Origin of the sequence: Azonexus hydrophilus (assembly GCF_001956855.1) — a bacterium.
GTDB classification, from domain to species: Bacteria; Pseudomonadota; Gammaproteobacteria; order Burkholderiales; family Rhodocyclaceae; genus Azonexus; species Azonexus hydrophilus_A.
In genome coordinates, this window is sequence record NZ_MTHD01000003.1 from 83,351 (window position 1) to 108,746 (window position 25,396).

Here is a 25,396-nt window from a genome sequence, read left to right on the forward strand (position 1 = left end):
ATGCATTCGCATGGAGCGTCATTACCGCGCCATGACGCGCTGGCCTTGCGCAAGGCCGGGCGCACGCCGCTGGTTCCTTTCGAGCTGGTGCTGGCTGATGGTTCCATCGTGGTGGTGAACCACCTGCTGCGTGTCTTGCCGGGCAAGCGGATCGTCGGTGTCGGGGAGTGGCAAGCGCATGCCGTGTTGGTCAAGGTGTTTGTGGCGAAAGCCAGCCAGCGCCACTGGACCAGAGAGTTCGCGGGGATTTCAGCATTGCTGGACGCCGGTTTGCCAACGCCGGCGCTGCGTCATGCTGGATCGCTGCCCGGAGGTGGTCACGTCGTATTGACCGAATTCCTGAGCGGTGCTGAAAGCCTGGCGGATCGTTGGGCCCGGGAAGTTGCGTCGGCCGGGCATGAGCTTGCGCTTGACACGCTCCGGCCGGCGATGAGGCTGTTGGCGGACATGCATCGTCATGGCCTGATGCAGACGGATTTGCATCTTGATAATTTTCTTGTCGAGGGCGAGGCCTGCTGGGTGATCGATGGCGATGCCATCAATACGCGATTCTCGCCGGGCCCTCTGACGCCGAAAGTCGCCAGCGAAAATCTGGCGGTACTGTTTGCCCAGTTGCCAGTCGCCTGGGAGCATTGTTTGCCGGCGTTTCTGGCGACTTATGTGCAGGCCGGCGGGCAGTGGCTTCCTGAGATTTTGTACCCCGCGATTGCGCGGATTCGCGCCTGGCGTTTGCGGGATTATCTGAAAAAAACGGTCAGGAACTGCAGTCTGTTTTCGGTTCAGCATTCTTTCCGTCGATTTTCTTCCGTACCACGGCAGGAGCAGCCAAGACTGGCGGACTTTTTGCGTGATCCGGATGCCTTGCTTGCCACAGGTAGCCAGTACAAGGGTGGTGGTGCGAGTACCGTGGCCCGTGCTGAGTTGAATGGTCTCCGGTTGGTGGTCAAGCGCTACAACCTCAAGGATTGGAGGCATGTCCTGTCACGTTTCTGGCGGCCGACTCGGGGCTGGCGTTCGTGGCGTGAGGCGCACCGCCTGCTTTTCCATGGATTGGCGACGCCCCGGCCGCTGGCCTTGCTGGAAGAGCGCTGGGGCATCCTGAGGGGGCGGGCTTTTTTTGTCAGCGAGCTATGTCCGGGGCCAAGCCTGCTTGAACTTCTGGATTGCCAACAAGAGCCTGAGCCAGAACTCAAGGCCGCTTTGTTGCTGACGTTTCAGCGTTTGCACGGCCTGCGAATATCACACGGCGATCTCAAGGCGACCAATTTGTTCTGGCACGAGGGGCAGGTCGTCCTGATCGATCTGGATGCCATGACCCAGTATCGAACAGCTTGCACTTTTCAGCGCGCCTGGGCTTCCGACCGGCGCCGCCTGCTTCGCAACTGGCCGGCGGATTCGGTTCTCGTGCGCTGGCTGGATGCCAGTTTGCCTCCGGCCTAGGCTTCCTGCTTTTGTTCGCTGAACTGCATCGAGTGCAAGCGGGCGTAATGACCGCCGCTGGCCAGCAAGGCCTTGTGTGTGCCGCGTTCGATAATCCGGCCATGCTCCATGACAAGAATCAGATCGGCTTTCTCGATCGTTGATAGTCGATGGGCGATGACCAGGGTTGTCCGGTTGGCGGTCGCTCGTTCCAGTGCGCTCTGGATGTGGCGTTCGGATTCCGTGTCGAGCGCCGAAGTGGCCTCGTCGAGGATGAGAAGAGGGGCATCCTTGAGGATGGCGCGTGCGATAGCCAGGCGCTGGCGCTGGCCACCTGACAGCAGGACGCCATTTTCTCCGACCAGGGTTTCGTAGCCTGATGGCAGGCGCTTGATGAATTCATCGGCATAGGCGGCTTCAGCTGCCGCGCGAATTTTTTCCATCGGCATATCTGCGAGATCGCCGTAGGCGATATTGCTGGCAATCGTGTCGTTGAACAACGAGACTTGTTGTGTAACCAGTGCAATATGTTGCCGCAGGTTGCGCAGTGTGTAGGCCTCGACATCGACGCCATCAAGCAGGATGTTGCCTTGGCTGTGACAGTAGAAACGGGGAATCAGGCTGGCAAGGGTCGACTTTCCACTGCCGGAATGACCGACGAGGGCAATCATTTGTCCGGCTTCGGCAGTGAAATTGATGTCTTGCAGTACCGGGACGTCGCTGCCAGGATAAGTGAAGCTCAGGTTGCGAATTTCCAGGTGGCCCGTTACGTCCGTACGCTCGATGGTGCCGTCATTGGTTTCAGGTGTCTCATCCAACTGTGCAAAGATGCTCTCCGCCCCGGCAAGGCCTTTCTGAATGGTCGCGCTGACTTCCGACAGTTGACGAATGGGCTTGGGCAGCATGCCGGCTGCCGTGATGTACGACACCAGATCGCCGGCAGATGCGTCGCCGCGCAACAACAGGACGAGGAAGAGGACGCCGGCCATGGTCGAAAAAATGACGAATTGCAATGCAGGGGTGAAGGTGGCCCCCGTCTTGACCATGCGCAACTGCTTGGCTGTGTTGTCCTCGCTGGCTTTGCCAAAACGTACGGACTCATAGTCCTCTCCGCCAAAGCTGCGAACCACCCGGTAGCCCTGTATCGTTTCGGAGGCAACATGAGTCAGATCGCCCATGGCTGTCTGTATTTTTTTGCTTTGCCGGCGAAAGCGCCGACTGGCGTTGCCGACCATGATGCCAATGATCGGCAGGACGATGAGCATGACCAGCGTCAGTTTCCAGTTCATCCACATCAGGTACGCGAACAGGAAGATAATGGTCATGCCTTCGCGGATGACGACCTTGATGGCGTCGGTGGCGGCACCGGTCACCATGGTGACGTTGTAGGTGATGCGGGAAATCAGGTGGCCCGAGTTTTCGCGATCGAAATAGCTGTTCGGCAGCTTCAGCAGGTTGTTGAAGAGTTCCCGGCGCAAGTCGTGGATCAGGCCGAGTGAGACGCGCGCCAGATAGTAGTTGCCGAGAAAGGATCCGATCCCCTGCCAGGTGATGATCATCACCAGGAGGATTGGGACGCCGTACATCAACTCGATGTTGCCGATTATCGGAAAGTCGTGACGGGTAACACCTGCAGGTGCCGTCAGGCTGTCGACAAAATACTTCAGCACGGTCGCCATCATCGGTTGTGATGAGGCGAAGATTATGTAGCCTGCGATGCTGATGGCAAACAGGCCGATGAAGGGGCGCAGATAAGCCAGCAGTCGCAGATAAATCTTCACGGAAGATGCTTGGGATGAGGATTTATGCATTCGGTATCTGCTTGGCGTTCTGGGTGATTAGACCGACGATTTTATCATGCGAAAAGTCGCCTGCCGGCCTCGGCGGCCGGTTAAAATCGGCCTTTTTGGCGGACGGATCTGGTCTTGATACGGTTGAGCAAAATGGAATACCTGAGCTGGCGCGAGGGGGCTGAAATTCTCGAAGCCGATGGGTATGGCGACAAGGTGCTGGCACTTCGCGATGGCACCATGCTCAAGCTTTTCAGGCGCAAGCGGCTGTTTACATCAGCGCTGCTTTTTCCTTACGCCCGACGTTTCATCAGCAATGCCAGAACGCTTGCACGGCTTGGCATTCCGGTGCCGGTCGTGGTGGACGAGGTTGTCATTCCCGAAATGCAGCGCCATGGCGTGCTTTATCGTCCGCTGCCTGGCGTTACGTTGCGTCAGATGGTCCTTCGCGGGATGGTTTCAGCGGAGCGTCAGCATGAGTTGAAGGACCAGCTGACCCGTTTCATCATCGAGTTGCACAATAACGGCATATATTTTCGCTCGCTGCATATCGGCAATGTCGTCCTGACTCCGGATGGCAGGATGGGGCTGATCGATTTTGCCGACCTTCGCATCTATCCCTGGTCGCTGGGCAAGTACTTGCGGGCGCGAAACATGAAACGCATGCAGCGCTTCGAACATGAGCTTGACTGGCTGGATTTGCCAGCGATCATCGCCGGACGGCGAGGAGCGGAGCAACGAGGATGAGTACGCCAGCCGTATTGCCTTCGTCCCGCCGCTTGTGGTGGCAGTTTCTTGTTGCCTGCACCGGCTCGGCGCTGCGTGGGCGCTGGTCCATGCCCGGGGGGCATCGGCCACCTCGCGGGGGGGCTGTGATTCAGCCGCAGTTTTTCGGCGTGGGGGTGGCGACGCATGCGGATCCTGCTGTGGATGTGTGGATCATCGAGGCATTGCGTGCTGCTGGAATCAGCCATGTCCGCCTTGATTTCACCGAGTGCGATCCGGGAGGGGCGGCAGAGCGCTTCCTCGAATCCCTGCTTGACGCGGGGTTTTCCGTCCTGCTACATGTCTTTCAGACGCCAGCAGAGGCTCGCTTGATGCCGGAGGCCCAGGCTGAGGCCCGTTGGGAGGCTCTGCTGGAGCACCTGCTCACGCAACATGGCGAGCGTGTGTGGGGAATCGAAGTCGGATCCACGCTGAATCGCGAGCGATGGGCTGGTTATACCCTCAGAGGTTTTCTCTCCATGTGGGAGGCGGCATGGCAAGCAGCCCATGAACATGGCGTGTGTCTGGCCGGGCCGAGCGTGACGGATTTCGAGCCGCCGTGGAATGTCGGCTTGCTGAATCTGCTGGCCAGACGCGGCCGCTTGCCGCAAGTGCATACGGATAATCTTTTTTCTGAGCGATGTACCGAGCCGGAACGATTCGATCACAAGATACTTGGTCATCGACTGACGGGCTTGCATCGATTCAATCTGGTGAAGAAGGCGCGACTGCTGCAGCGGATTGGTGCGGACGCCGGCGTGCCCCGCCTGCTTTCTCCCGCAGCATTCTGGACCTTGCCGCGCATTGCTAGGACGTTGCCTGATAGCGAACAGAAGCAGGCCGATTATCTGACACGTTATCTGGTGTTGTGCGCAGCCTCGGGGGCGCTGGAAGGGGCATGGTGGGGGCCGCTGGTCTGCCACCGGGAGGGATTGGTTGATGACGGGGTCACGCCTTATCCCTCGCTTGAGCGTATTAGCCACTATGCGAGTGTTGGCGGCGACTTGACAAGGTATCGATATCGCCCAGCTTTCGATGCGTTGCGGACGATCTCCGGTGAGCTGACTGGGATGGCCTATGCCGGGCGACTGAACTGTGAACCGGGGCTGGAAATCCACGCTTTCCGGCAAGGGGAAAGCTGCCTGCATGTGGCCTGGACCATCAACGGTCGATCGGCAGCCTTGGGGCGACTGTATGCGCAGGAGAGTCTGGCATGTGTGACCCTGCGAACGCGGGATGGTGAGCCATTGTTCGAGCCGCAGCACCAATTGCTCAGTGAAACCCCGATTTTCCTGCGCTGGAGTGGCGGCAACGTCCCCGTTCCCGCTGCTCGCCTCTCTCTCCTGCACGGTGTCGCGTTGCATCGTCATCGTCCGGATGGCGGTGATTGGTTTTTCGAGGAGGCAGACTGGCAGGGGGTGGTCAGGGCCGCAAGCTTGAGCGAAGCAAAAATTCTGTGGCAAAACCTGTTGCCTGCACTCCAGTTTGGTCCCAGTGCTGCCGGATTGATGCGCAAGGCAAGAAATGCCATCTGGACCTTGCCGGAGAATGCCATCTGCAGCCAGGGAGAAGGCGGATGGGTTGTCAAGAAGCCGGTGAAAATGCATCTTCACAAGAGATTCCTGGATCGTTTCAAGCCATCAAAAGCAGTGCGTAGTTGGTCTGGCAGTTGCGAATTGCTACGCAGGGGAATTGCTGCGGCACCGCCCGTGGCGTATATCGAGCGTCGGGTCGATCCCGGTTTGCTGGAAAACTATTACGTCTGCTCACGTGTCGCCGCGGATTTTTCCATTCGGGACGTATTTTCAGCCTTGGCCCAGGGCGAGTCGGCCTACGCTGGTATTGCGGCCGATACTATCTACGCATGGGTTGCCGACTACCTGCTGCGCCTGCACGCGCGAGGCATTCATTTCCGTGATTTGTCGGGTGGAAATCTGCTGGTTGAGGTTGCCGAGGGGCAGCCTTGGCGGTTCACGCTGATCGATACAGGAAGGCTGCGGGCCTACAACCAGGCCTTGCCGCTGAGGCTTCGTCTGGACGATCTGGTCCGCGTGTGCAACAAGTTGCACTGGGCTGGGCGCGAGGCATTGCTGGGCCGCTATTACTCAGCAATGGGGCGACCCTTTGGACGCTGGCAACGACTGCCGTTCTATCTTTATGACTGGAAAGTTGAACTCAAGCGTCGTTACGGGCGAAAGGCGCTGAAGCGTTTGCTGCGTGCCTAGTCCTCTGCGTCCAGCGTGGTGTGAACGCTGAAAAGCTCTCCGGCCCGAACTGCCTTGCGGAAAAACTCGTTCTCTCCGGTGCGGGGCCAGCGGCGGGCGGCGAGTAGTTGTTGCACCTTGCGTCGAAATGCCCTTTTCCAGGGTTGTGGCGTGGTCAGGTCATGGTGCATGGCCAGCGCCATCGCCTTGTCAAGTTGGGCTGCATCCGAGATCGGTCGAAGCCAGAATCGCTCTGCTTGCCCCGCGCTGCTTCTCGGCGGCAGGGTGATGCCTCCGCCGGCCGGCCCCATCGGCCAGCGATCATTGTTGTGAAGGTGGTTCGCATAGAGCAGGAAATGGCTTGCAGGGCGGTCGGAAATCTCTTGGAGTGCCGCCTGAAGGGCGTGGCTTGTTGCTTGATGGTCGGGGTGCGGATCGATTTGCGGATGGGGCAGGATGATGACTTGCGGACGGAAATGGCGAACGATTGCGGCTAGGTCGGCAACCAGGTTACGCCAAGTCGGATTGCCCTGTGCATCACCGGGCAATGGCAGGCTGTTCCATTGTCGTGCCGTACGCGTGTCGCACTCGCCTGATGTCCTGGAACCGAAGGACTGCTCCGGTGCAGCCTGCATCGACTGAAGTTGCATGCAGTAATAGCCCAATTGCAGGCAGGATGTTTGGGGAACATTCCCCCAGAGCGGGATGGCCATGCTGTCCCAGGTGCGCAAACGTCCCTTGAGTCGCGAGGCTTGTGCTGGATCAAGCCCCAGTGTTTCATAATGTCCGGCTTCGACTTCCCCCTGCGTCAGGGTGACGATCATGACATCCTTCGCTGCTTGGTAGAGCCCAAAGGCTGCCAGTTCGGCGTCGTCAGCGTGTGGTGCAAGCACGAGCAGGCGCTGCTCGCTGAAATCCGGGTTCCTGAAACCGGTAATGTGCAGCGGGCCATGAAGCTGGCAGTGATGGGTATGCACTTTGATATTTTCAGCCGTAGCCATCTCGTTCGTCTGCTGCATGACCCAATGGCGTTGGCCACGACTTCCGCGTTCGAAATGGAATCGTTGCCCGGAAATTTCCAGCCAGGGGTCCAGAAAATGGCCTGCCAGGTTGCTTTCGATGCGGCAGCTAAACACCAGCGTATCTGCTGCTGGCAGAGGGCCGGCAAGCTTGATCTGTCCAGATTCGATACTGGCGGTGCGATCCCAGTCGCCAGCAAGGGCGAAGTGGTAGTCCGATCGTGGGCTGTAGAACAGGTGATCGGAAAACCAGGCTTCATGGGATAGCCAAAGGCCTAAGGCAAATAGCGGTACAAACCACCATCCCGCGATTACGCCGGATAACAGCAGCATGGCTGCGGCAGCGAACAGCATCATGCGTTTGTTGCGACGATGCTGGCGCAGCAGTTCGGTTTTATCGTGTTTCATGTTCAGGTGCGATACATCGACACCGGGTGGCACCAACGCATCTTGTACTCGCGGTCGGCGCGTCCGAAAGAGTAACGCAGCATGCTGCCGGATTCACTGGCCATCGTGCGTGCCGACTGCGTGTTGATGTAGCTGAGAATGCTTCCGGGGCTATAGTCCCGGTAAGCAGGATCGACGCCGCCATTGACGTATTCGACGCTGATCCAGCCAGGAGATCGCACGTGATACAGCAGTTGGAAAGCAATTGGCTGTTCATCATGCAGCAGCACACTACCCATCATGAAAGGGCGCATGGCACGGAGGACATCGACGAGCATGGCTTTTCCCGGGACTTCAAAGCCCCAGCGACGTGCGAATAACTCACTGTAGGTGGCAGCCTGCTCTTCTGGTTCGAACTGCGAGATATCACGGATTAACCCTCCGCTCTCAAGAAACAGACGCAATTCTCGCCGTTGATTGTAAAGAAATTTCTTGCTGTAGTTTTCCAGCGGCCGGACCATCGCCAATGCTTCATCCTGTATTTTCAGACCAGAAACATCAGGCGCATGCAGTGGTGATATATAGTTTCCGGAAAAACGCAGGGGAATGTGCTTTCCCTGCGCAAAAGGGAAAATGAACTCGGCGTTGCCCAGGTCGAAAAGCCGTTTCTTGCCATGACGTTTCAAACCATTACGCGAGAGTGCGAGATCGCGCCCCCAAGTCGCCAGCGCTCCAGCTATCCCGCTTTCCCCTGGGTAGCCCAGATAGCGGACGGGAATGCCGGCGATTTCGGAAAGTGCATGGACAACGTCAGGATGTGTGATGACGCTTCCACCGTAACGCCGCCAAGTAGCAGCATATTCGGTTTTGTCAATGGACTCCCAGCCGGATTCACGCCAGGGACGAAAGAAACTCAAAAAAGGCATTTATGTATTGGTATGCGTCTGGGGAGTGCGGCTTCCCGGATGAATAATGAGGGCCGCCGGAAGCAGGATCAGCAGCCAGAGTTCGTCCGGGTTTCCCACAAGAAAACTACCATCGAATGCCAAACCGATCATGCCGCTAAGGAGATAGAGCCCCCAAGGATTGCGATTTTTCCACGCAATGTACATGGTCAGCGACATCAACAGGCAGAACGTAAGCAAGGCCGGCAGGCCAGCAAAGACACCTAGCGAGAGATAAATGCTGTGGGGGTGAAGAATCCCGCCGCCACCTGTCAGGATGACGTCGCTCTTGTGCTCCATGCCGCAGCCTTGCATAAGGCCACAGTCTCTCCATTCATTCATCAATGCTGCCCAAATTTCAAAGCGGGCTGAATCTCCCCGGGCTACCAGTGCGTGAATCTGCGGGATTTCCGAATATGCCCATAATGCGCAGCCAGCCATCAGCAGGCCTCCAACCGAAAGGAATCTGCGCGTTTGAGGATGGGTGCTTGCCAGGTAGATGATTGCCATAAAAGAAAGTACGAACAGTCCGACCAGACCTGAGCGACTTTGCAGGGCGAAGGCAGCGATGAAGAGTGTGAACAGCAGGCCTGCGATCAGTTCTTTCCAGGCACCTTGCCGTATCCAGCTTGGAAGATTCAACGCAAAACAACAGCTTAACCAGATACTGGAGTAGATGGGCCCGGTCATTCGCCCTGGTAGCCATAATACCTTCTCGCCAAAAGCATACTCACCGATAATCCAGTAATAAATACTGGAGCCGCCCATGTAGATAAGCACACTCCAGAAAAGGCTGCGTGTGAAATCTGAATCAAGGAAGATTTTTGGTGCAATGAGTTGTCCAACTGCCAGCATGAACAGACAGACGTAGAGAATATGTTTGAAGAACTGTGCATCACCTGATTCAATGCCGACGTAGATCAGCCAGAGCATAAGCAAGCCCCAAAGCCAGAAAACACGTGATATTTCGAGTTTTCGACAATGTCCGCCAATCAGGGCAAATAGCGCAGGCAACGCCATCAGGGCATAGAAAACGTTGTTCACCATCTTCGACGTGGGTAGCAGCATGAAGCTGGCGATAAAGGCCAATAGGCCTGCTGTAAGCAGTTTTTGCAGGCGTGTTTCACCAAGCGCTGAGTAGAGATGATGGATCAAAATAGTCCCCCGATCAGGATGCCTAGGCCGAGCGCCAGAGCAATACGGATTTTTTCCATTTTCTTGCGCCGCGCCTTTGCTTTTCGCTCCCGCGGTAGAGTGACATGTTCTCCCCAGCCTGTATGGAGTACTGCATCATTTTCAAGAATGAGCGCATAGCGCTCTGCTGCTGCATAGAGTCTGGAAAGCGTTTTTTCACCCGGGTATTGGGCGAATGGTGCCAAGGGAAGGTAGTCCGCCAGTCGGCGCAAGCCGGGATTGAATGAAAAACCCTGCCAGTCTGCCTTGTCGGAAAAAACCTGATAACAGGGGATGCCGGCCAGCGTCTTGCGCGGCCCCAATTGCACGTAGGGGCTATGGATGGAGAGGTCGTGCGCGTAGCTGCGTAACCAGACTTGCAGGGCTTGTGTGTCTTCCTGCAAGAGCGCGAGAGAGTCTTCGATGAAACCCGGTCGATAAAATGCCCAATCATCCTCGCAGTGGAAGATCCATGGCGTTTCGACATGGCTGTAGGCCAGATCGACAGATTTCATTTGTCCAAGTTTTGGCGTATTGACGAAAAACCGCGTCCACGGGCGCCAGTGCTCGGGAATGCAACTGGAGACTGTTTCATCACCGGAGTCTTCGGTGATCAGCACAGCCCGTATCGGGGCCGTGTTGTAGTTGTCCAGACTCTCCAGTGTTCTGCGTAGCAGGTCGAAGCGGCCGCAACTGGTGACCACGATGGAAATTTGGCTGTCGTTGGAGAAGATCATGATGGGCAGGCCCGGAAGCCGGTTGTGGTGATATGCCAGCAGCCGCTTTTTGGTAGCGCAGAATCTGCCAGTGAGTTTTGTTCTGCTTCGCTGCACCAGTCCGTTCGCTGTTTCCACCCAATGAAATGGAAGTATGGAAATGCGCGCGGTCCATCGGCGCTATTGGTCAATTTTCCACGCTTCCAGCACCAATGGCTCGGGAAATTGAAGCTGCCATCATGCCATGGAACACGGCCATAGGGCGTGGTGCAGGCCTCGATAAACTCACTGCGGTGCCAGAGTGGATTGGTGAGCGAAAGGAGCCTGCGGAGCGGGCGTGGCCATTTCTTGAAACGGACGAAAAGCCGGCTGAACGCCCCTTCGTCAAAACCGAAATGCTCCCTGCTCTCCAGTTTTTCCTGCCAGTTAGGGACCTGGCGAAAAAGGCTACGTATTTCCGGGGTGTTGCGAAGAAGGCAGAGGTGCCCGGATATCCGGCGCTCGTGTGTGGACAACACGTCATGACGCTCCAGTCGCGCCGGGGTGAAGTAATTGCGCAGGTCGCCATAAATGAGGTCAATGTCGCTGAATCCCCAGAAATCGTAACCTGATAATGCCTCTGCGTGAACTTCTCCGAGTGCCGGTTTGAGGTCGCAGAGTTTGTAGGGACTGTCCGGTGTGAAGCTGATTTCCAACTTCTCGGAAACTGACTGACAATAAGCCTTGAAAGTGGTCGCGACGAAGCGCACGTTCTCCGGTGCATCCTTGGGGGTGCCGCAGTCGGTCAGGAATAGCCAGTCAATATCCGGGTTGTATCGGCAACTCTCCAAAAAAAAAGTCATCCAGAATGGCCATTTGCCGAAATAGGGAACAATGAACAGGATTTTTTGGTGCGGTGGGGAAGGTGGCGTCATGCGCGCTCCGTGGTTGTCTGTTCCTCAACAGTGCTGATTTTTGTCAAAATCCAAGGCGATTCCGGAAGCGGGTCATCCAGCCTGGTGGCGGTTGCTGTCTTAAGTCTGGCCTCATCGCATCGACAACGCTTGCACCCAGTGTGGCGAACTCGTAGTGGCTTGCTGCCAAGTCTCGGCCCCGTCTTGCAATATGTTCGGTCAAGGCAGGGTTCTGTCTAAGTACTGCCAGCTTTTGACGCAGTTCGGCAACATCGCGATAAAGCACCAGGTTTTCCATGTCAATGAATCCGAGGGCCTGGTTTTCGGCTTCGCCCTGGTTGTAGGCCAATAGCACACAGCCGCATGCCATTGCCTCAAAGTTCTTGATCATGTATTCGCCCATGCCAACGTCGGCACTGACGAAAAACCGGATACGGTTCAATGTCTCAAGATATTCCGCCCCCGATTTTGTGCGCGTGACCAGCAATGTTTCTTGTTGTCCAAGGTCTTCAAGCAATCGGCGTCGCCCATCATAGGCCGTGCTTTTGACGCTGCCCACAAACGCCAGTTCGATATCGCGCTCAATGCCTTTGTCGTGAAGCAAGGTGCCGTCGTAACCTTTCGGGACGAAAACGGCATCAAAGCCTTCTGATCGTAATTGCTCGGTTACCGTGAATCCCGAAGAAATGACTCGCGCCCAAGGCAGATGTCGGTAATGCTTGGAAAAGCATCCACTGTATTTGCAGGGAATGTAATTCTGATAAGCGTCATGCTCCAGAATGACAAGGTTGGGAACGCTGGCGATGAATTCGACTTGCCGGATTTCCTGTTTGAAACGCAGGAAAAACAGGATTCGGTCATAGTTGGTGACGTCGACGTTTTGCTTGAAATAGCGACGCAGATGTCTTTGTTCCGTATCGTCCAGCCAACGTATGTCGCAGTCGCAGTGGGCGGCGATGCCCTCGTAAAAACGGTCAAGGATGACGCGTTGTTCTTTTTGAACAAGGAAAAGAACTTTCATCATGCGGTTTCCGGTATTTTTTCAGTGGTCAGCGGCGTCATGTGGTCGCGCGTGATTCGCAATCCTGAATAATGTGCTTGTGCTTCAGGGGGGCGCTGGTTCAGGTGGAGTAGAAAGTCGGCGGGTTTGTCCATTGGCGCGTGGCTGAGGTAATTCCGAGGCAGATTCCACCAGCGACTGGCCAGCAGGCCCACAATGATCTCAGGCGGATGGCGAAAACGAATAACGCGACCCGGGGTGCCGGCGAATATCGCGTAGGGGGGTACATCCTGTGTAACGATCGTGCGTGCCCCAATCACTGCTCCGGTTCCAATCGTCACGCCCTCCATGATGATAGCCTCCCGGCCAACCCATACGTCATGCTCTAGCCTTGCCGGCCTTGCGGGGGGGACGAAATTACGTCCATCGGCATCGTGTTGGAACGGGTGTGTGCTAACCCAGTCCAGAGGGTGTCCGTGGCGCTCCAATCCCAAGATGACGCCGTTTCCGATAGAACAGAAACGGCCAATTTTACTGATGCTAAGAATTTCGCAGCCGCTGCGAATATACGATGACGCTCCTACGGAGAGGTGTTGAAAACTGATGCTTGCTGAGGCGATGCTTGCCCCTTCCTCAATCTGAAGTTGCGCTGACTTCCCCAGTTTTTTCTGGTCAAAGGCAATTTTTATATCGAGCGCCCGGAGGCGTCGATTCAGCAGGAGTTTTCTGACGTATGCGCGCATTCGTTTGTTGCCAGGTTGAGCTGAATTTTTTCTGCCAGGGTGTTTTCGTCGGGCGGGGCGCACAGCACCGGCATGAGTGCCTTGATTTCGGGAAGCGGCAGGTGCCACCACTGCAATTTCAAAAGCAATTCCGTGATCATTGGTGAAAAGCGGGACTTGATGAAAGTTGCCGGATTTCCTCCCACGATCTGGTAAGGAGGGATGTTGCCGATGACCGTTGAATTGGCGGCGATGACTGCACCGTCGCCAATATTTATTCCCGACATGATGGTGACACCGGAGCCTATCCATACATCGTTGCCGATTATCACGTTCCCCTTGGTGCTTGGGTGATCCCCAATGTGAAAGTCGCCGAAATATTCATTGTGCACGTGCCCGAATGGGTAAGTGCTTATCCAGTCAGTTCTGTGATTTCCGCCAAGAAATATCTGAACATTGTCTGCAATTGAGCAAAACTTGCCAATTTCCAAACCCGCTCCTTCACCCCACTGCCGAATGCGCAGATTTTCTGAACCGTAGGTAAAGGTGCCAATTTTTATGCAGCTTTTCCCCTTGAAATAGGTGGTTTGGACGGCCGGGTCTGTCGCCTGACGCTTCCTCTTTCTTGAGAATATTTTATGAAATATTTTCATTTTTGAATTGAGGGTTGTGTTCGGTGTGCTTGATCGCCCGAAGTTGCCAGAGAAGATGGGTTTTTCGCTGTCTTTTAATCAGAGATCTCTTCAGGCTACGGAGATGTTTTCCAATACTACGCTCAGCTGTCAGGTGAAGCCTGGGGTGAACCCATGTCGATTCGATGACTTCAAACTGTCCCATGAACCCGTAATTCCGGCTATAGAGATAATCCCGGCAAAAATACTGGTGGGTTTCTTCTGTGATGATGTTGATGTGGGTCGGGTCCTGAAAGGCTTCGGGGGCAGGGTATGCAGGTGTGACAGCGTAGAACACTCCGCCATGGTTCAAGGTCCGCCATATTTCATTCATCAGCTCAATGAATGGAAAACGTACTTGGTTTTCTTGGGAGAGCAGCATTCGGGGGATGTGTTCGATAAAATCGAAAGCAGATATCGAATCGAAATAATTGTCTTGAAACGGTATGGGCTCAAGCGTCAAATTGGCGCTTCGGTAATTCAGATTGGTCTGCTCATCCCGTGGGGGTTGATAAATGTCAACACCAAAGACTTCCTCTGCACCAAACGGGTTACGTGGGCGTTTGCCGCATCCAATGTCGAGATGGCGTTTCATTTTCTTAGGCTTTCCTTGATGAACAACAGGCCCAGTTTTGTGTAAAAGGTGAGCAGTTTCCGGAAGTAGGTCAGAACCCCAATTTGTCCCCATTTCCTTTGGAAATCAATTTTGGCTCGTCTCGTCAACAGGCGCTGCTGAACACGAGGTCTCGACTTGAGCGTCTTGCTCTCCACGTGGTCGACGATTGCATTGCTGATCAGCGCATGACGCAAACCATGTTTTTCCAGCGTCATGGCGTAATCATTATCAGCAAACCAGAATTTGAAGCGCTCATCCAGTAACCCGGTGACGTCGAGCATGTCACGGCGGAAAAACAGACACCAGCCGGCGACTTCCATCCTGACTCTGTATCCGTAATGTGCACCGGTACCAGGATTGATGCCAACGCTTGGATGATGGAGTGAACAGATTGGACTGGCGCTGTATAGCGCAGGGTCGTTTTTGAATGCGGCAAGCAAGGCGCTGGCCCAACCCGGGTGGAAAACCAGGTCGTTGTTGCACAGGCAGACGTACGATGCCGAGGACATCGCAATCCCGATATTCATGTAGGCGTGATAGCCAAATGGCGTTGTCGGGTAGATGGTGCGTATATTCGCGCCTTGGTAAGGAGCCGCCTTGGCATTTGACTCGATAACGATGATGCGGAATTCAATGTCGGGATTGTCCTGTTCCGACGCGAGCAGGGTTTCCAGGCCGTGCTCAGTGGTTTCGCGCAGTGCCGGGGTGCTGGCCAGGCTCAGGATGATGATGTCGATTGTGGTCATCGGCGGCTCGGCAAAAGGTGTAGCGCGGTCATTTTTTGCCAGAAATCCTCGCGAATCGTTGCGTCACTGAAGGCTTCGACGCGAGTATTTCGGAGTCCGGGACGCGGTGCCGTTTTCAGGCATTCGGCAAGTTTTTCAGAGTCCCCCAGCGGGAACAATTGTCCATGGCCGGTAACGATTTCCCGGGCTCCTCCACAATCGGTGGCAATGATTGGCAGGTCTGCTGCCATGGCTTCCAGCAAGACCATTCCGAAGGGTTCGTGATCTGAACTGAGAGCAAAGACATCAAAAGCGCGGAAGTAACGCCGGGCGTCCGGAATCTGGCCGAGAAAGAGTACGCTTTGATCGACACCAAGTTGGGTGGACAGGGCTTTCAGGTCGTTTGCCAGCTCGCCAGTCCCCAGTATGACCAGCAGGCTCTTTGCTGGAAGTTTTTCTCGAGCTAGCGCAAAGCCACGGATCAGGGTGGCCTGGTCCTTGTCCGGGTGCAGGCGTCCAACATTGCCAATGATGTAGGCATCCTGAGGAAGGCCTAAGGCGTTGCGTGCTTCGGTGGTGCTCAGTTGTTCCAAACGCAGTTGAGCCGAGTCGATACGGTTGTAAAGCGTCTGGATTTTTGTGGCAGGCCATTTGGGCAAGCATGCGCGAATGTCGTCACGGACTGCATCGGACACACCAAGTAGCCACAAACGTTTCTGGAAAAATTGGGCAAACCAGCGTCGACTACTGCGCGCATAGTCGCCAAAGGCGTGATGCACAGCCAAAACAGGTAGTGTCTTGCTTGCCAGGCAGGCGATGTAGAGTGGCTTGAAGCGGTGGGCGATGATCAGCGCGAAGTCGCGACTTGCCAGAATTTGCCTGACTGCACGGATGGCTTTCAGCTTCAGGCCAGCGACTTCCTTGCTCCTGAAATTCAGGAAGAGAACCTCGTCGGAGGCTGATCCATCTCGGGCGGCCTGGGTATCCTCGCCTGTCAGGTATACGGTCAGGACCTTGTACTGTGTGTCCCGGAACAGGGCAGCGTATTGCCGGGCGACATCAAGGAAGGGGCCGTAATGGCAATGACAGAACTGCAGTATCCAGCGCTCCGCCATGCTTCACCCCATTTTCACGACAAGCACATCCTGCATGATCAGGTACTGCAGATCCGATCCATAGAACATGTTCAGCGCGTCGGTCGGCGAGCAGATCATCGGTTCGCCGCGACGGTTGAGCGAGGTGTTGAGGACGACACCGTTGCCGGTGAGCTTTTCCATCGCCTTCATCAGATCGTAGTAGCGCGGGTTGTATTCGCGCTTGAGGACCTGCGCGCGCGAGGTGCCATCCTCGTGGACGACTTCCGGTACGCGGGTCTTCCATTCCTCGGCAACTTCGAAGGTGAAGGTCATGAACGGTGCTGGGTGCTCGTTACCGAGCATCTGCGGGCCGACCGTGTCGAGCATGCTCGGGCAGAACGGGCGCCAGCGTTCGCGGAACTTGATCTGTTCGTTGATCCGGTCTGCAACGCCGGGGGCGCTCGGGCAGCCGACGATGGAGCGGCCACCGAGGGCGCGCGGGCCGAATTCCATGCGTCCCTGGAACCAGGCAACCGGATTGCCGTCGGCGAGGATCTGTGCGATGCGTTCAGGTACGGCGGTGTCGCCGTTGGCAATGACTTCCCACTGCGGCTTGGCCGGATGGCGGGCGCAGGCGGCGATGACGTCCTCGTTGCTGTATTCGGGGCCGAGGTAGACGTGTTCCATCTTCTCGACCGGCACGCCGCGTTGGACCGACACCCAGGCGGCAGCGCCGATGGCCGTGCCAGCGTCACCGGAGGCCGGCTGGACGAATAGTTCCTTCAGTTCCGGACGGGCGATGATCTTCTGGTTGAGCTTGACGTTGAGCGCGCCGCCGCCGGCGAAGGCCAGCTTGCCGGTTTCCTTGAGGATGTCGCCGAGGTAATAGTCCATCATCTGTAGCGACAGATCCTCGAACAGCTTCTGGATGCTCGCCGCGTAGTGGATGTACGGGTCGTCGGCGATATCGCCGTGGCGCATCGGGCCCAGCCATTCGATCAGCTTGGGCGAGAAATAGTAGCCTTTGCCTTTTTCCTTGTAGCGGCGGAAGCCGATCACGTTGGCGTAGTCGGTATTGACGATCAGCTCGCCGTTCTCGAATTTGGCCAGGCGTGAGAAATCGTATTTGCTCGGGTCGCCGTAGGGCGCCATGCCCATGACCTTGTATTCGCCATCAAGCATCTCGAAACCGAGGTATTCGGTGATTGCGCCGTAGAGGCCGCCGAGCGAATCCGGATCGTAGAACTCCTTGATCTTGTGGATCTTGCCGTTTTCGCCATAGCCGAAGAAGGTGGTGGCGTATTCCCCCTTGCCGTCGATGCCGAGGATCGCCGTCTTTTCCGTGAAGCCGGAGCAGTGATAGGCGCTGGAAGCGTGCGTCAGGTGGTGTTCGACCGGGATGATCTCGGTCTTGGCTAGGTCGAAACCGAGCTGCTGCAGACACCATTCGATGCGTTTCTTGTAGCGCTTGAAGCGGCGGTTGCCGTTGAGCAGGGCGTCGAGCGCGCGGTCTGGTGCGTACCAGTAGCGCTTGGCGTATTGCCAGCGGGCCTTGTCGGCCAGGCTGATGGGGGCGAAGGGGATGGCTACGGCGGTCACATCCTTCGGCTTGATGCCGGCGAAGTCCAGGCAGAAACGCGCCGATTCGTAAGGCATGCGGTTTTTTGCGTGCTTGTCGCGGACGAAGCGTTCCTCTTCGGCGGCGGCAACGAGCTTGCCATCGATGTAGAGGGCGGCCGACGGGTCGTGGGTCAGTGCGCCGGAAAGGCCAAGAATGGTCAGTGCCAAAGTGTTCGTCTCTTCTTGAAAAAACGGCCGGAAAGGGCGTCGACCGTTAAAAACCGAAGTATACCTGCTCGCTGTCGCTTAGGTGGCGAGTGCAGCAGCGTGTGCGGAGAGCAGCGCGGCCCAGTCGTCGGGATTCCAGATTTGCTGGTGTCGGCGCAACTGATCCAGATCGTGCCGGGCAGCACGCCAGGGCAAGTAAGGGCGGCGCAGCTTTTCCAGATCGATCAGCGCAATTAACAGCGTGCCGTCCTGCCAGCGGTACATCACGTGGTTGTCGTAGAGGCAGCTATGTTGCAGTCGGGCGCGGTGCATCCGACCGACTGTTTCACCGGTGGCAATGGCGAGTTGCCGTTTTTCATCCGGGGATAGCGTAGCGGCGTCTGCGATCGCCTTGAAGCCCTCCAGTTCGCGGGTGACCAGAAGCCCTTCGAAGCCTTCGGGGCCTTGGCGGCTGCCATGGAATACTGGTTCTGGAACCTGTATGCCCAATGCTGACAAGCATTGGATGTTGGCAAATTCGCGGCTCGTTGTCGGCATGCCGAACGGGTGGCCCAGGCTGCGATAAAGATGGTTGTTCTGCTTTTTGATGTAGTACAGCGTGTCGCCGAAACGGGCTGTCATCATGCCGCTCCAGCCTGAGCGCCGCTGGTTCGGTTCTTCGACCCATTGGCCGGGTGTATTCCACCACTCGTCAAAATTGTCGGGTGTGCCTGCGGATCCATTTATCGTTTCTTGCATGGGCTTTTCCGTGATTAATCAGTAAGGCCTGGGTTCGCCGGGCGGTCGTGTCTTGAAGCGGCGATGAACCCAGTAATACTGGCTGGGCATGGTGCGGATTTCTGCCTCGATCCAGGCGTTCATGCGCGCTGCGTCGGCCACCGGATCGGTGCCCGGGAAGTCGGTCCAGGCGTCGCCGATGTGGACTTCATAGCCAGCGCTCCCCGGCAGCATGCGCGTGACGCAACTGAGTACGGTGGCGCCGGCGGCCCTGGCCAGGCGCGGCAGGCCGGTGATGGTCGCTGTCTGGATGCCGAAGAAGGGGACGAACACCGCATCACGACGACGCGGGTTGAGATCGGGCAGGTAGTAGAAGGGGCGTCCGGACTTCATTGCCTTGACTGTCGCTCGCGCCCCGTCCTGGCGCGACAGCAGCAACTGATCGCCGAAGCGACTGCGCCCCTTCAGCAGAACCTGATTGAAAACGGGATTGGTCTGTTCGGAATAGATGCTGACGATGTTGAAGCGCATGGTGATGGCGACACCGCCGGCATCCAGGCCAAGGAAGTGCGGGGCCATCAGGATAACTGGTTTGCCGGCTGCGAGTTCGGCACGGATTTTCTCTTCGCCGACGACCCGGACGGTGCGCTCGATACGCTCGCGGCTGCCCCACCAGAAGATGCTGCGTTCCAGCATGCTGCGCCCGAGCTGGGCAAAATGCATTTTTGCCAGATTGTTGCGGTCGACCGCAGAAAGTTCAGGAAAACACAGCGCGAGATTTGTTTCGGCGATTTTCCTGCGTTGCCCGCCGACGCGGTACAGCAGGGCGCCGAGCGCCCGTCCGAGCGGCGTCAGCAATGACAGCGGGAGGAAGTGCAGCAGCCAGAGCAGCGCGACGGCCGGCAGACTGAATAGTCGGGTCAGCATGTCAGGAAGGTCTGCAGAAGAATTTGGAAAAGCTTCCCCGGGTGTGCCGGGGAAGCATTTTTGGTGGGCCCGCACGGACTTGAACCGTGGACCAAAGGATTATGAGTCCTCTGCTCTAACCAACTGAGCTACAGGCCCGGAAAGCTTAGTTGCCAGTCGGGTCGAGGAAGCTGCGCAGCTTGTCGGAGCGGCTTGGGTGACGCAGCTTGCGCAGGGCCTTGGCTTCTATCTGGCGGATGCGTTCGCGGGTGACGTCAAACTGCTTGCCGACTTCTTCCAGTGTGTGGTCGGTGTTCATCTCGATGCCGAAACGCATGCGCAGGACCTTGGCTTCGCGCGTCGTCAGGCTGTCGAGGATGTCCTTGGTGACGCCGCGCAGGCTGGAGAACATCGCTGCGTCAGCCGGGGCCAGCGTCGTCTGGTCTTCGATGAAGTCGCCGAGATGCGAGTCGTCGTCGTCGCCGATCGGGGTTTCCATGGAGATGGGCTCCTTGGAAATCTTCATGATCTTGCGGATCTTATCTTCCGGCATGTCCATCTTCTTGGCCAGCGTCGCCGGATCGGGTTCGGAGCCCGTTTCCTGCAGGATCTGGCGGCTGATCCGGTTCATCTTGTTGATCGTTTCGATCATGTGCACCGGGATGCGGATGGTCCGTGCCTGGTCGGCGATGGAGCGGGTGATGGCCTGGCGGATCCACCACGTGGCGTAGGTCGAGAACTTGTAGCCGCGACGGTATTCGAACTTGTCCACCGCCTTCATCAGGCCGATGTTGCCTTCCTGGATCAGGTCGAGGAACTGCAGGCCACGGTTGGTGTACTTCTTGGCGATCGAGATGACCAGGCGCAGGTTAGCCTCGGTCATTTCGCGCTTGGCGCGCCGGGCCTTGGCTTCGCCGGTGGACATCTGCTTGTTGATGTCCTTCAGCTCTTTCAGCGGGATGCCGATGCGGTCCTGCAGGGCGAGTAGCTTGCGCTGTTCTTCCTGGATGTCCGGGGCGCTGCGCGTCAGGATGGCGACGTAGGTCTTCGGGGCGGCGGCGATTTCGGCCTCGGCCCAGTCGAGATTGATTTCATTGCCCGGGAAGGACTGGATGAAGTGCGGGCGCGGCATGCGCACGCGGTCGACGCAGATCTGCTGGATCTTGCGTTCGCAGCCACGGACTTCATCGACCATGGCGCGCACGCTGTCGCACAGGCGTTCAATGCAGCGCGAGGTGAACCGGATGTTCATCAGCTCATCGGACAGTTGCTGCTGCAACTTGAGGTAGGCCTTGTCCTGCGAACCCTTGCTGCCCAGCGTCTTCTGCATTTTGACGTGGATTGCGCGGATCGACCTGAAGCGCTCGACGCCTTCGGTCTTCAGTTGCAGCAGGGACGCTGCAGCGGCACCGCCGCCTTCATCGCCTTCCTCGTCGTCGTCGCTTTCGTCGTCATCGCTTTCGATGCTGGGGCTGGCGGCTTCCGCCGCGGCTGCTGCCGGCTCGGCCTCGACGGCATTGGGGTCGATCAGGCCGTCGATCAGTTCGTCGATGCGCATTTCATCGGCTTCGACCTTGGCGGCCATGTCGAGAATGTCGGTGATCGTCGTCGGGCAGGCCGAGATGGCCTGGATCATGTGCTTCAGGCCTTCCTCGATGCGCTTGGCGATTTCGATTTCGCCTTCACGGGTCAGCAGTTCGACTGAGCCCATTTCACGCATGTACATGCGCACCGGGTCGGTGGTCCGGCCGAATTCGGAATCGACGGTAGACAGCGCCTGCTCGGCCTGGGCTTCGACTTCTTCGTCGTCGGTTGCCGCTGCGGCAGTGTCGGACATCAGCAGGTCTTCGGCAGCCGGGGCTTCGTCGAAGACCTGTATGCTCATTTCGCTGAAGGTCGAGATGATGGCTTCGATCGACTCGGCGTCGACGACATCGTCCGGCAGGTGGTCGTTGATTTCCGCGTAGGTCAGGTAACCGCGTTCCTTGCCCAGCTTGATCAGCGCCTTCAGGCGCATCTTGCGCGCTTCGGCGTCGAGCGGTTGCGGGGTTTCTGCCATCGCGCCTTCGAGCAGCGCCTTTTCGGCAGCCTTATCCTTGGCCTTGCTGGTGCGAGCCTTGGGAGCTTCCTTAGCGGTGTCTTTTGCCTTAGCCATGAACACGATCCATGTAATTGGAGAAAACCGTAAATTTTACCACAACTTAGCTACGATTTCCCCGGGCGGTTAGAAACTGGATGTAGGCCTGCTTTTCGGCGGCGGATAATCCGGCGACACCAAATTGCTGGGCCTTGCTTTGTAATTCGGCGAACTGGCGCATCTGTCCGCTGTCCTGAAGCTTTTCCAGGGTGGCGCGGAATTCGGCATCGGCTTCACCTTCGTCAAACGGCAGGCCGAGAAGTTCCGACGCGGCGGCTTCGATGATCTGTTCTTCCGGCAGGCCGCGCAGTTGTTCGCGCAGCGCGGCGTAGCCCTGGGCGCCGTTGCCGGCCCGGACGAGTTGCTGCAGGCGCAGCAGCGCGGGGCGTTCTGGTGTGTCGGGGAGGAGTTCGGTCGGCAGTTCGGCGGCGAGCACCGGTTTGTGCAGCACGATGCGCAGCAGGTTGCGCGTCAGTGACGGCGCACTGCGCTTGGCCCGGGGTGGCGCGGCGGGCGCGTAGGATTTCAGTTCGCACAGGCGCTCGACCTCCTGCTGGGCGAAGCCGCTGGCTTCGGCTAGACGCTTGACCAGTTGCAGCCGGAGCAGCGGCGTCGGCAGCTTGAGCAGCAGCGGCTTGGCTTCGTAGATCAGTTTGGCCTTGCCTTCGGAACTGGTCAGGTCGCAGCGCTGGGCCAGTTCGCGCAGCAGGAAATCGGACAGCGGCATGGCCCGCGTCACCTGGCGGTCGAATTCGGCCTTGCCGTGTTCGCGGATGAAGCTGTCGGGGTCGTGCTCGGCTGGCAGGAAGATGAAGCCGATCTGCTTGTTGTCGGCCAGTGCTTCCAGCGCGTTTTCCAGCGCGCGCCAGGCGGCCTTGCGGCCGGCGTTGTCGCCGTCGAAGCAGAAGACGATGCGGTCGACCTGGCGCAGCAGTTTCTGCACATGCGTCGGTGTCGTCGCCGTGCCGAGGGTGGCGACGGCATTGCCGACGCCGTTCTGGGCCAGCGCGATGACGTCCATGTAGCCTTCGGTGACGATCGCCGTGTCGGTCTCGCGCATGGCCTGGCGGGCCTGCGGCAGGCCGAACAGTTCGCGACCCTTTTCGAACAATGGGGTTTCCGGCGAGTTCAGGTATTTCGGCTCGCCCTGGTCGATGATGCGCCCGCCGAAGGCGATGATGTCGCCCTTGGGGTTGACGATGGGGATCATCAGCCGGTCACGGAAGCGGTCGTAGCGGCGGCCGGAGTCGTTGTCGATGACCAGGCCGGCGGCCTTGAGGTCGTCGTTGCTGTAGTCGGGGAAAACGCTTTGCAGGTTGTTCCAGCCGTCCGGTGCGTAACCCATGCCGTAGCGGGCAGCGATTTCTCCGGTCAACCCGCGTTTCTTGCAATATTCGATGGCCTTCTCGGAACGTCGCAGCTGTTCCTTGTAGTAAGCCGCGGCGCGACTCATGATTTCGACCAGGTTGCGCGTCTGGCCCAGCTTTTCCGGCGAGAAGCCGTCGCTTTCCGGCACCATCATGCCGGTGCGCGAGGCCAGTTCCTTGACCGCGTCGACGAAGCCGATGCCCTGGTATTCCATGACGAAGCCGATCGCCGTGCCGTGCGCGCCGCAGCCGAAGCAGTGGTAGAACTGCTTGGTCGGGCTGACCGTGAACGATGGCGATTTTTCGTTGTGGAAGGGGCAGCAGGCGGCGTAATTGGCGCCGGCCTTCTTCAGCGGGACGTAGCTGTCGACCAGGTCGACGATGTCGACCCGGGCCAGCAGATCCTGAATGAAGCTTTCCGGAATCACTACGTGTTCAGCCGGCCAGTGCCGCCTTGACCAGTTTCGAGACCTCGGCCATGTCGGCTTTGCCGGCCAGGCGCGGCTTCAGCACGGCCATCAGCTTGCCCATGTCGGCCGGACCGCTGGCGCCGGTTTCGGCGACCGCAGCAGCAACGGCGGCGGCGGTTTCTTCACTGCTCATCTTTTCCGGCAGATAGGCGGCGAGGATGGTGATTTCGGCCTGTTCGGCATCGGCCAGGTCCTGGCGGGCGGCGGCCTGATACTGGCTGACGCTGTCCTTGCGCTGCTTGACCAGCTTTTCGATGACGGCGGCGACGGCGGTGTCGTCGAGTTCGACGCGTTCATCGACTTCCTTCTGCTTGATCGCGGCCAGCAGTAGGCGGACGGTTGCCAGGCGGGTCGCTTCCTTGGCCTTCATGGCCGTTTTCATGTCTTCGGTAATGCGTGCTTTCAGGCTCATCGGGGGTTCTCAGCGAAATCCGTCGGGAAAAAAGATAAAGCCGCCGGCTTTTAAGGGCGGGCGGCTCTTTTTGTGCGGCAAAGGCGTACTCGATCAGTACATCTTCGGCGGCAGGGTCAGGCTGCGGAGGCGCTTGTTCTGGCGTTTGACGGCAGCAGCAGCCTTGCGCTTGCGCTCGGCGGTGGGCTTTTCGTAAAACTCACGGGCGCGCAGCTCGGTCAGGAGGCCAGTCTTTTCGACAGTGCGCTTGAAGCGGCGGATGGCCACTTCGAACGGCTCGTTTTCCTTGACACGAATGTTCGGCATATAAATCACCCCCTTCCGTTAGGCGCCTGCCAGGTCAAGTAAACGGCAGTGCGCGCAAAAATTGTTTCCGCATTCAGCGGACAGCCAAACATTCTATGCGAGAAAAGCTTTGTCGATCAAGTGTTAAAATGCGATCCCATGCTGATCCTTGGTATTGAATCTTCCTGCGACGAAACCGGCATCGCGCTTTACGACAGTGAAGCCGGCCTGTTGTCGCACGCCCTGCATTCGCAGGTGGCGATGCACGCCGAATATGGTGGTGTCGTTCCCGAACTGGCGTCGCGCGACCATATCCGGCGCGTGGTTCCGCTGTTGCGGTCGACGCTCGAAAAAGCCGGAAAATCGCTGACCGCCATCGATGCCGTCGCTTACACCCGCGGTCCCGGCCTGTCCGGCGCGCTGCTGGTCGGTTGCGCCTTTGCCGAGGCGCTGGCGCTGGCGCTCGACAAGCCGACCATCCCGGTGCATCACCTCGAAGGGCATCTGCTGTCGCCGCTGTTGTCCGCTGACCCGCCGACTTTCCCTTTTGTCGCTTTGCTGGTCTCCGGCGGGCACACGCAATTGATGAAGGTGACTGGCGTCGGCGAGTACGAACTGCTCGGCGAGACGCTCGATGACGCGGCCGGCGAGGCTTTCGACAAGAGTGCCAAGCTGCTCGGTTTGCCTTATCCCGGTGGCGCGCTGCTGTCGCAACTGGCCGAGCGCGGCGATCCGGAGAAATACACGCTGCCGCGGCCGATGCTGCATTCCGGCGATCTCAGTTTCAGCTTTTCCGGGCTGAAGACGGCCGTGCTGACCCTGGTGCGTGAGCAGGACGAACCGCTGGCCGACGAATTCAAGGCCGATGCCGCGCGCGCTTTCCAGGAAGCCATCGTCGAGGTGCTGGTGAAGAAGTCGTTGAAGGCGCTGAAGCAGACTGGCCTCAAGCACCTGGTCGTGGCCGGCGGCGTCGGCGCCAACCGGCAGTTGCGGTCAACGCTCGACGCCGAGGCAAAACGCAAACGCTTCCGCGTCTATTATCCGGAGCTGGAATTCTGCACCGACAACGGCGCGATGATCGCGCTGGCCGGTTGCCTGCGCCTGCAGGCCGGCACGCCGGCCAAGCGGGCCGGCGAGTTCTCGGTGCAGCCGCGCTGGCCGCTGATGCAGATGTCGTCGACGTCATAGGATTGC

At 57.9% G+C, this 25,396-nt stretch carries 23 protein-coding genes and 1 tRNA gene; 4 read left to right on the top strand and 20 right to left on the bottom strand.

The genetic code is table 11. The features are described 5' to 3' along the window. Positions 1 to 1,440, top strand: coding sequence for a lipopolysaccharide kinase InaA family protein (locus tag BJN45_RS09105; RefSeq protein WP_076094427.1), 1,440 nt, complete (start codon positions 1 to 3; stop codon positions 1,438 to 1,440). Here BJN45_RS09105 and msbA read toward each other — a convergent pair. After that, on the bottom strand, positions 1,437 to 3,230 hold the full coding sequence (gene msbA / locus BJN45_RS09110) for a lipid A export permease/ATP-binding protein MsbA (protein WP_076094429.1): 1,794 nt from the start codon (positions 3,228 to 3,230) through the stop codon (positions 1,437 to 1,439). The genes BJN45_RS09105 and msbA overlap by 4 nt on opposite strands. Positions 3,231 to 3,362: 132 nt before the next feature. Between msbA and BJN45_RS09115 the strand changes: the two genes are divergently transcribed. Together BJN45_RS09115 and BJN45_RS09120 are read left to right on the top strand one after the other, a co-directional pair. Further along, positions 3,363 to 3,956, top strand: coding sequence for a lipopolysaccharide kinase InaA family protein (locus BJN45_RS09115; protein ID WP_076095227.1), 594 nt, complete (start codon positions 3,363 to 3,365; stop codon positions 3,954 to 3,956). Positions 3,957 to 4,081: 125 nt separating this feature from the next. Beyond that, positions 4,082 to 6,199 carry a lipopolysaccharide kinase InaA family protein gene (locus BJN45_RS09120; protein WP_083651164.1) on the top strand — a complete coding sequence of 706 codons (2,118 nt, stop codon included), beginning with the start codon at positions 4,082 to 4,084 and terminating at the stop codon, positions 6,197 to 6,199. On the opposite strand, the gene BJN45_RS09125 is transcribed toward BJN45_RS09120, so the two are convergent. The 19 genes from BJN45_RS09125 to rpsU all read right to left on the bottom strand — a co-directional run bounded on the left by BJN45_RS09125 (position 6,196) and on the right by rpsU (position 24,223). Beyond that, entirely contained in the window at positions 6,196 to 7,605 is a 1,410-nt protein-coding gene (locus BJN45_RS09125) for a PIG-L deacetylase family protein (protein WP_076094433.1), read from the bottom strand. The two genes, BJN45_RS09120 and BJN45_RS09125, sit on opposite strands and share 4 nt — an antisense overlap. Before the next feature lie 2 nt (positions 7,606 to 7,607). Next, on the bottom strand, positions 7,608 to 8,510 hold the full coding sequence (locus BJN45_RS09130) for a GNAT family N-acetyltransferase (RefSeq protein WP_076094435.1): 903 nt from the start codon (positions 8,508 to 8,510) through the stop codon (positions 7,608 to 7,610). Further along, positions 8,511 to 9,683: an O-antigen ligase family protein gene (locus BJN45_RS09135; RefSeq protein ID WP_205750566.1), complete on the bottom strand. Its 1,173-nt coding sequence runs from the start codon at positions 9,681 to 9,683 to the stop codon at positions 8,511 to 8,513. It abuts the gene before it with no gap. Further along, entirely contained in the window at positions 9,680 to 10,438 is a 759-nt protein-coding gene (locus BJN45_RS09140; RefSeq protein ID WP_076094436.1) for a glycosyltransferase family 2 protein, read from the bottom strand. The genes BJN45_RS09135 and BJN45_RS09140 overlap by 4 nt, the downstream gene beginning before the upstream one ends. Beyond that, a complete protein-coding gene (locus BJN45_RS09145) occupies positions 10,435 to 11,331 on the bottom strand; it encodes a DUF6625 family protein (protein ID WP_076094438.1) in 897 nt (298 codons plus the stop codon). Before BJN45_RS09145 ends, BJN45_RS09140 begins: the two co-directional genes overlap by 4 nt. Before the next feature lie 43 nt (positions 11,332 to 11,374). Then, positions 11,375 to 12,334, bottom strand: coding sequence for a glycosyltransferase (locus BJN45_RS09150; protein WP_240494539.1), 960 nt, complete (start codon positions 12,332 to 12,334; stop codon positions 11,375 to 11,377). After that, positions 12,331 to 13,053, bottom strand: coding sequence for a CatB-related O-acetyltransferase (locus BJN45_RS09155; protein ID WP_076094442.1), 723 nt, complete (start codon positions 13,051 to 13,053; stop codon positions 12,331 to 12,333). Before BJN45_RS09155 ends, BJN45_RS09150 begins: the two co-directional genes overlap by 4 nt. After that, positions 13,023 to 13,685, bottom strand: a complete 663-nt coding sequence (locus BJN45_RS09160; protein WP_083651165.1) for a CatB-related O-acetyltransferase — start codon at positions 13,683 to 13,685, stop codon at positions 13,023 to 13,025. The genes BJN45_RS09155 and BJN45_RS09160 overlap by 31 nt, the downstream gene beginning before the upstream one ends. Next, entirely contained in the window at positions 13,669 to 14,298 is a 630-nt protein-coding gene (locus BJN45_RS09165; protein ID WP_076094444.1) for a class I SAM-dependent methyltransferase, read from the bottom strand. The genes BJN45_RS09160 and BJN45_RS09165 overlap by 17 nt, the downstream gene beginning before the upstream one ends. Continuing rightward, complete coding sequence (locus BJN45_RS09170; protein ID WP_076094446.1) at positions 14,295 to 15,065, bottom strand: glycosyltransferase family 2 protein; 771 nt, start codon at positions 15,063 to 15,065, stop codon at positions 14,295 to 14,297. Before BJN45_RS09170 ends, BJN45_RS09165 begins: the two co-directional genes overlap by 4 nt. Next, on the bottom strand, positions 15,062 to 16,159 hold the full coding sequence (locus tag BJN45_RS09175; protein WP_076094450.1) for a glycosyltransferase: 1,098 nt from the start codon (positions 16,157 to 16,159) through the stop codon (positions 15,062 to 15,064). Before BJN45_RS09175 ends, BJN45_RS09170 begins: the two co-directional genes overlap by 4 nt. A 3-nt stretch (positions 16,160 to 16,162) precedes the next feature. Next, a complete protein-coding gene (locus tag BJN45_RS09180; RefSeq protein WP_076094452.1) occupies positions 16,163 to 17,908 on the bottom strand; it encodes a carbamoyltransferase family protein in 1,746 nt (581 codons plus the stop codon). A gap of 78 nt (positions 17,909 to 17,986) precedes the next feature. After that, positions 17,987 to 18,646 carry a lipopolysaccharide kinase InaA family protein gene (locus BJN45_RS09185; RefSeq protein ID WP_076094455.1) on the bottom strand — a complete coding sequence of 220 codons (660 nt, stop codon included), beginning with the start codon at positions 18,644 to 18,646 and terminating at the stop codon, positions 17,987 to 17,989. A gap of 18 nt (positions 18,647 to 18,664) precedes the next feature. Next, entirely contained in the window at positions 18,665 to 19,552 is an 888-nt protein-coding gene (locus BJN45_RS09190; protein WP_076094457.1) for a lysophospholipid acyltransferase family protein, read from the bottom strand. 61 nt (positions 19,553 to 19,613) lie between these two features. After that, positions 19,614 to 19,690 (bottom strand) — tRNA-Ile (locus BJN45_RS09195). Positions 19,691 to 19,697: 7 nt separating this feature from the next. Next, positions 19,698 to 21,686, bottom strand: a complete 1,989-nt coding sequence (gene rpoD / locus BJN45_RS09200) for an RNA polymerase sigma factor RpoD (RefSeq protein WP_076094459.1) — start codon at positions 21,684 to 21,686, stop codon at positions 19,698 to 19,700. Between the two features lie 46 nt (positions 21,687 to 21,732). Beyond that, positions 21,733 to 23,463 carry a DNA primase gene (gene dnaG, locus BJN45_RS09205; RefSeq protein WP_076094461.1) on the bottom strand — a complete coding sequence of 577 codons (1,731 nt, stop codon included), beginning with the start codon at positions 23,461 to 23,463 and terminating at the stop codon, positions 21,733 to 21,735. 7 nt (positions 23,464 to 23,470) lie between these two features. Continuing rightward, positions 23,471 to 23,917 (bottom strand): GatB/YqeY domain-containing protein, encoded by a 447-nt coding sequence (locus tag BJN45_RS09210; protein ID WP_076094463.1) that lies wholly within the window; start codon positions 23,915 to 23,917, stop codon positions 23,471 to 23,473. Between the two features lie 93 nt (positions 23,918 to 24,010). Further along, the gene (gene rpsU / locus BJN45_RS09215; RefSeq protein WP_028995140.1) at positions 24,011 to 24,223 is read right to left on the bottom strand and encodes a 30S ribosomal protein S21; all 213 of its coding nucleotides are present in this window, start codon (positions 24,221 to 24,223) and stop codon (positions 24,011 to 24,013) included. Positions 24,224 to 24,361: 138 nt separating this feature from the next. Here rpsU and tsaD point away from each other — a divergent pair, with 138 nt between their 5' ends. Then, complete coding sequence (tsaD, locus tag BJN45_RS09220; protein WP_076094465.1) at positions 24,362 to 25,390, top strand: tRNA (adenosine(37)-N6)-threonylcarbamoyltransferase complex transferase subunit TsaD; 1,029 nt, start codon at positions 24,362 to 24,364, stop codon at positions 25,388 to 25,390. Positions 25,391 to 25,396 lie beyond the last annotated feature (6 nt).

Bases quoted from the DNA above. Each gene is read 5' to 3' on its own strand.
- BJN45_RS09115 (WP_076095227.1), top strand. From the start codon at position 3,363: ATGGAATACCTGAGCTGGCGCGAGGGGGCTGAAATTCTCGAAGCCGAT.
- BJN45_RS09190 (WP_076094457.1), bottom strand. From the start codon at position 19,552: ATGCTGACCCGACTATTCAGTCTGCCGGCCGTCGCGCTGCTCTGGCTG.
- BJN45_RS09145 (WP_076094438.1), bottom strand. From the start codon at position 11,331: ATGACGCCACCTTCCCCACCGCACCAAAAAATCCTGTTCATTGTTCCC.
- BJN45_RS09185 (WP_076094455.1), bottom strand. From the start codon at position 18,646: ATGCAAGAAACGATAAATGGATCCGCAGGCACACCCGACAATTTTGAC.
- BJN45_RS09155 (WP_076094442.1), bottom strand. From the start codon at position 13,053: ATGCGCGCATACGTCAGAAAACTCCTGCTGAATCGACGCCTCCGGGCG.
- rpoD (WP_076094459.1), bottom strand. From the start codon at position 21,686: ATGGCTAAGGCAAAAGACACCGCTAAGGAAGCTCCCAAGGCTCGCACC.
- BJN45_RS09170 (WP_076094446.1), bottom strand. From the start codon at position 15,065: ATGACCACAATCGACATCATCATCCTGAGCCTGGCCAGCACCCCGGCA.
- BJN45_RS09160 (WP_083651165.1), bottom strand. From the start codon at position 13,685: ATGAAAATATTTCATAAAATATTCTCAAGAAAGAGGAAGCGTCAGGCG.
- BJN45_RS09175 (WP_076094450.1), bottom strand. From the start codon at position 16,159: ATGGCGGAGCGCTGGATACTGCAGTTCTGTCATTGCCATTACGGCCCC.
- BJN45_RS09165 (WP_076094444.1), bottom strand. From the start codon at position 14,298: ATGAAACGCCATCTCGACATTGGATGCGGCAAACGCCCACGTAACCCG.
- BJN45_RS09125 (WP_076094433.1), bottom strand. From the start codon at position 7,605: ATGAAACACGATAAAACCGAACTGCTGCGCCAGCATCGTCGCAACAAA.
- rpsU (WP_028995140.1), bottom strand. From the start codon at position 24,223: ATGCCGAACATTCGTGTCAAGGAAAACGAGCCGTTCGAAGTGGCCATC.
- BJN45_RS09105 (WP_076094427.1), top strand. From the start codon at position 1: ATGCATTCGCATGGAGCGTCATTACCGCGCCATGACGCGCTGGCCTTG.
- BJN45_RS09140 (WP_076094436.1), bottom strand. From the start codon at position 10,438: ATGATCTTCTCCAACGACAGCCAAATTTCCATCGTGGTCACCAGTTGC.
- BJN45_RS09210 (WP_076094463.1), bottom strand. From the start codon at position 23,917: ATGAGCCTGAAAGCACGCATTACCGAAGACATGAAAACGGCCATGAAG.
- BJN45_RS09130 (WP_076094435.1), bottom strand. From the start codon at position 8,510: ATGCCTTTTTTGAGTTTCTTTCGTCCCTGGCGTGAATCCGGCTGGGAG.
- tsaD (WP_076094465.1), top strand. From the start codon at position 24,362: ATGCTGATCCTTGGTATTGAATCTTCCTGCGACGAAACCGGCATCGCG.
- BJN45_RS09150 (WP_240494539.1), bottom strand. From the start codon at position 12,334: ATGATGAAAGTTCTTTTCCTTGTTCAAAAAGAACAACGCGTCATCCTT.
- msbA (WP_076094429.1), bottom strand. From the start codon at position 3,230: ATGCATAAATCCTCATCCCAAGCATCTTCCGTGAAGATTTATCTGCGA.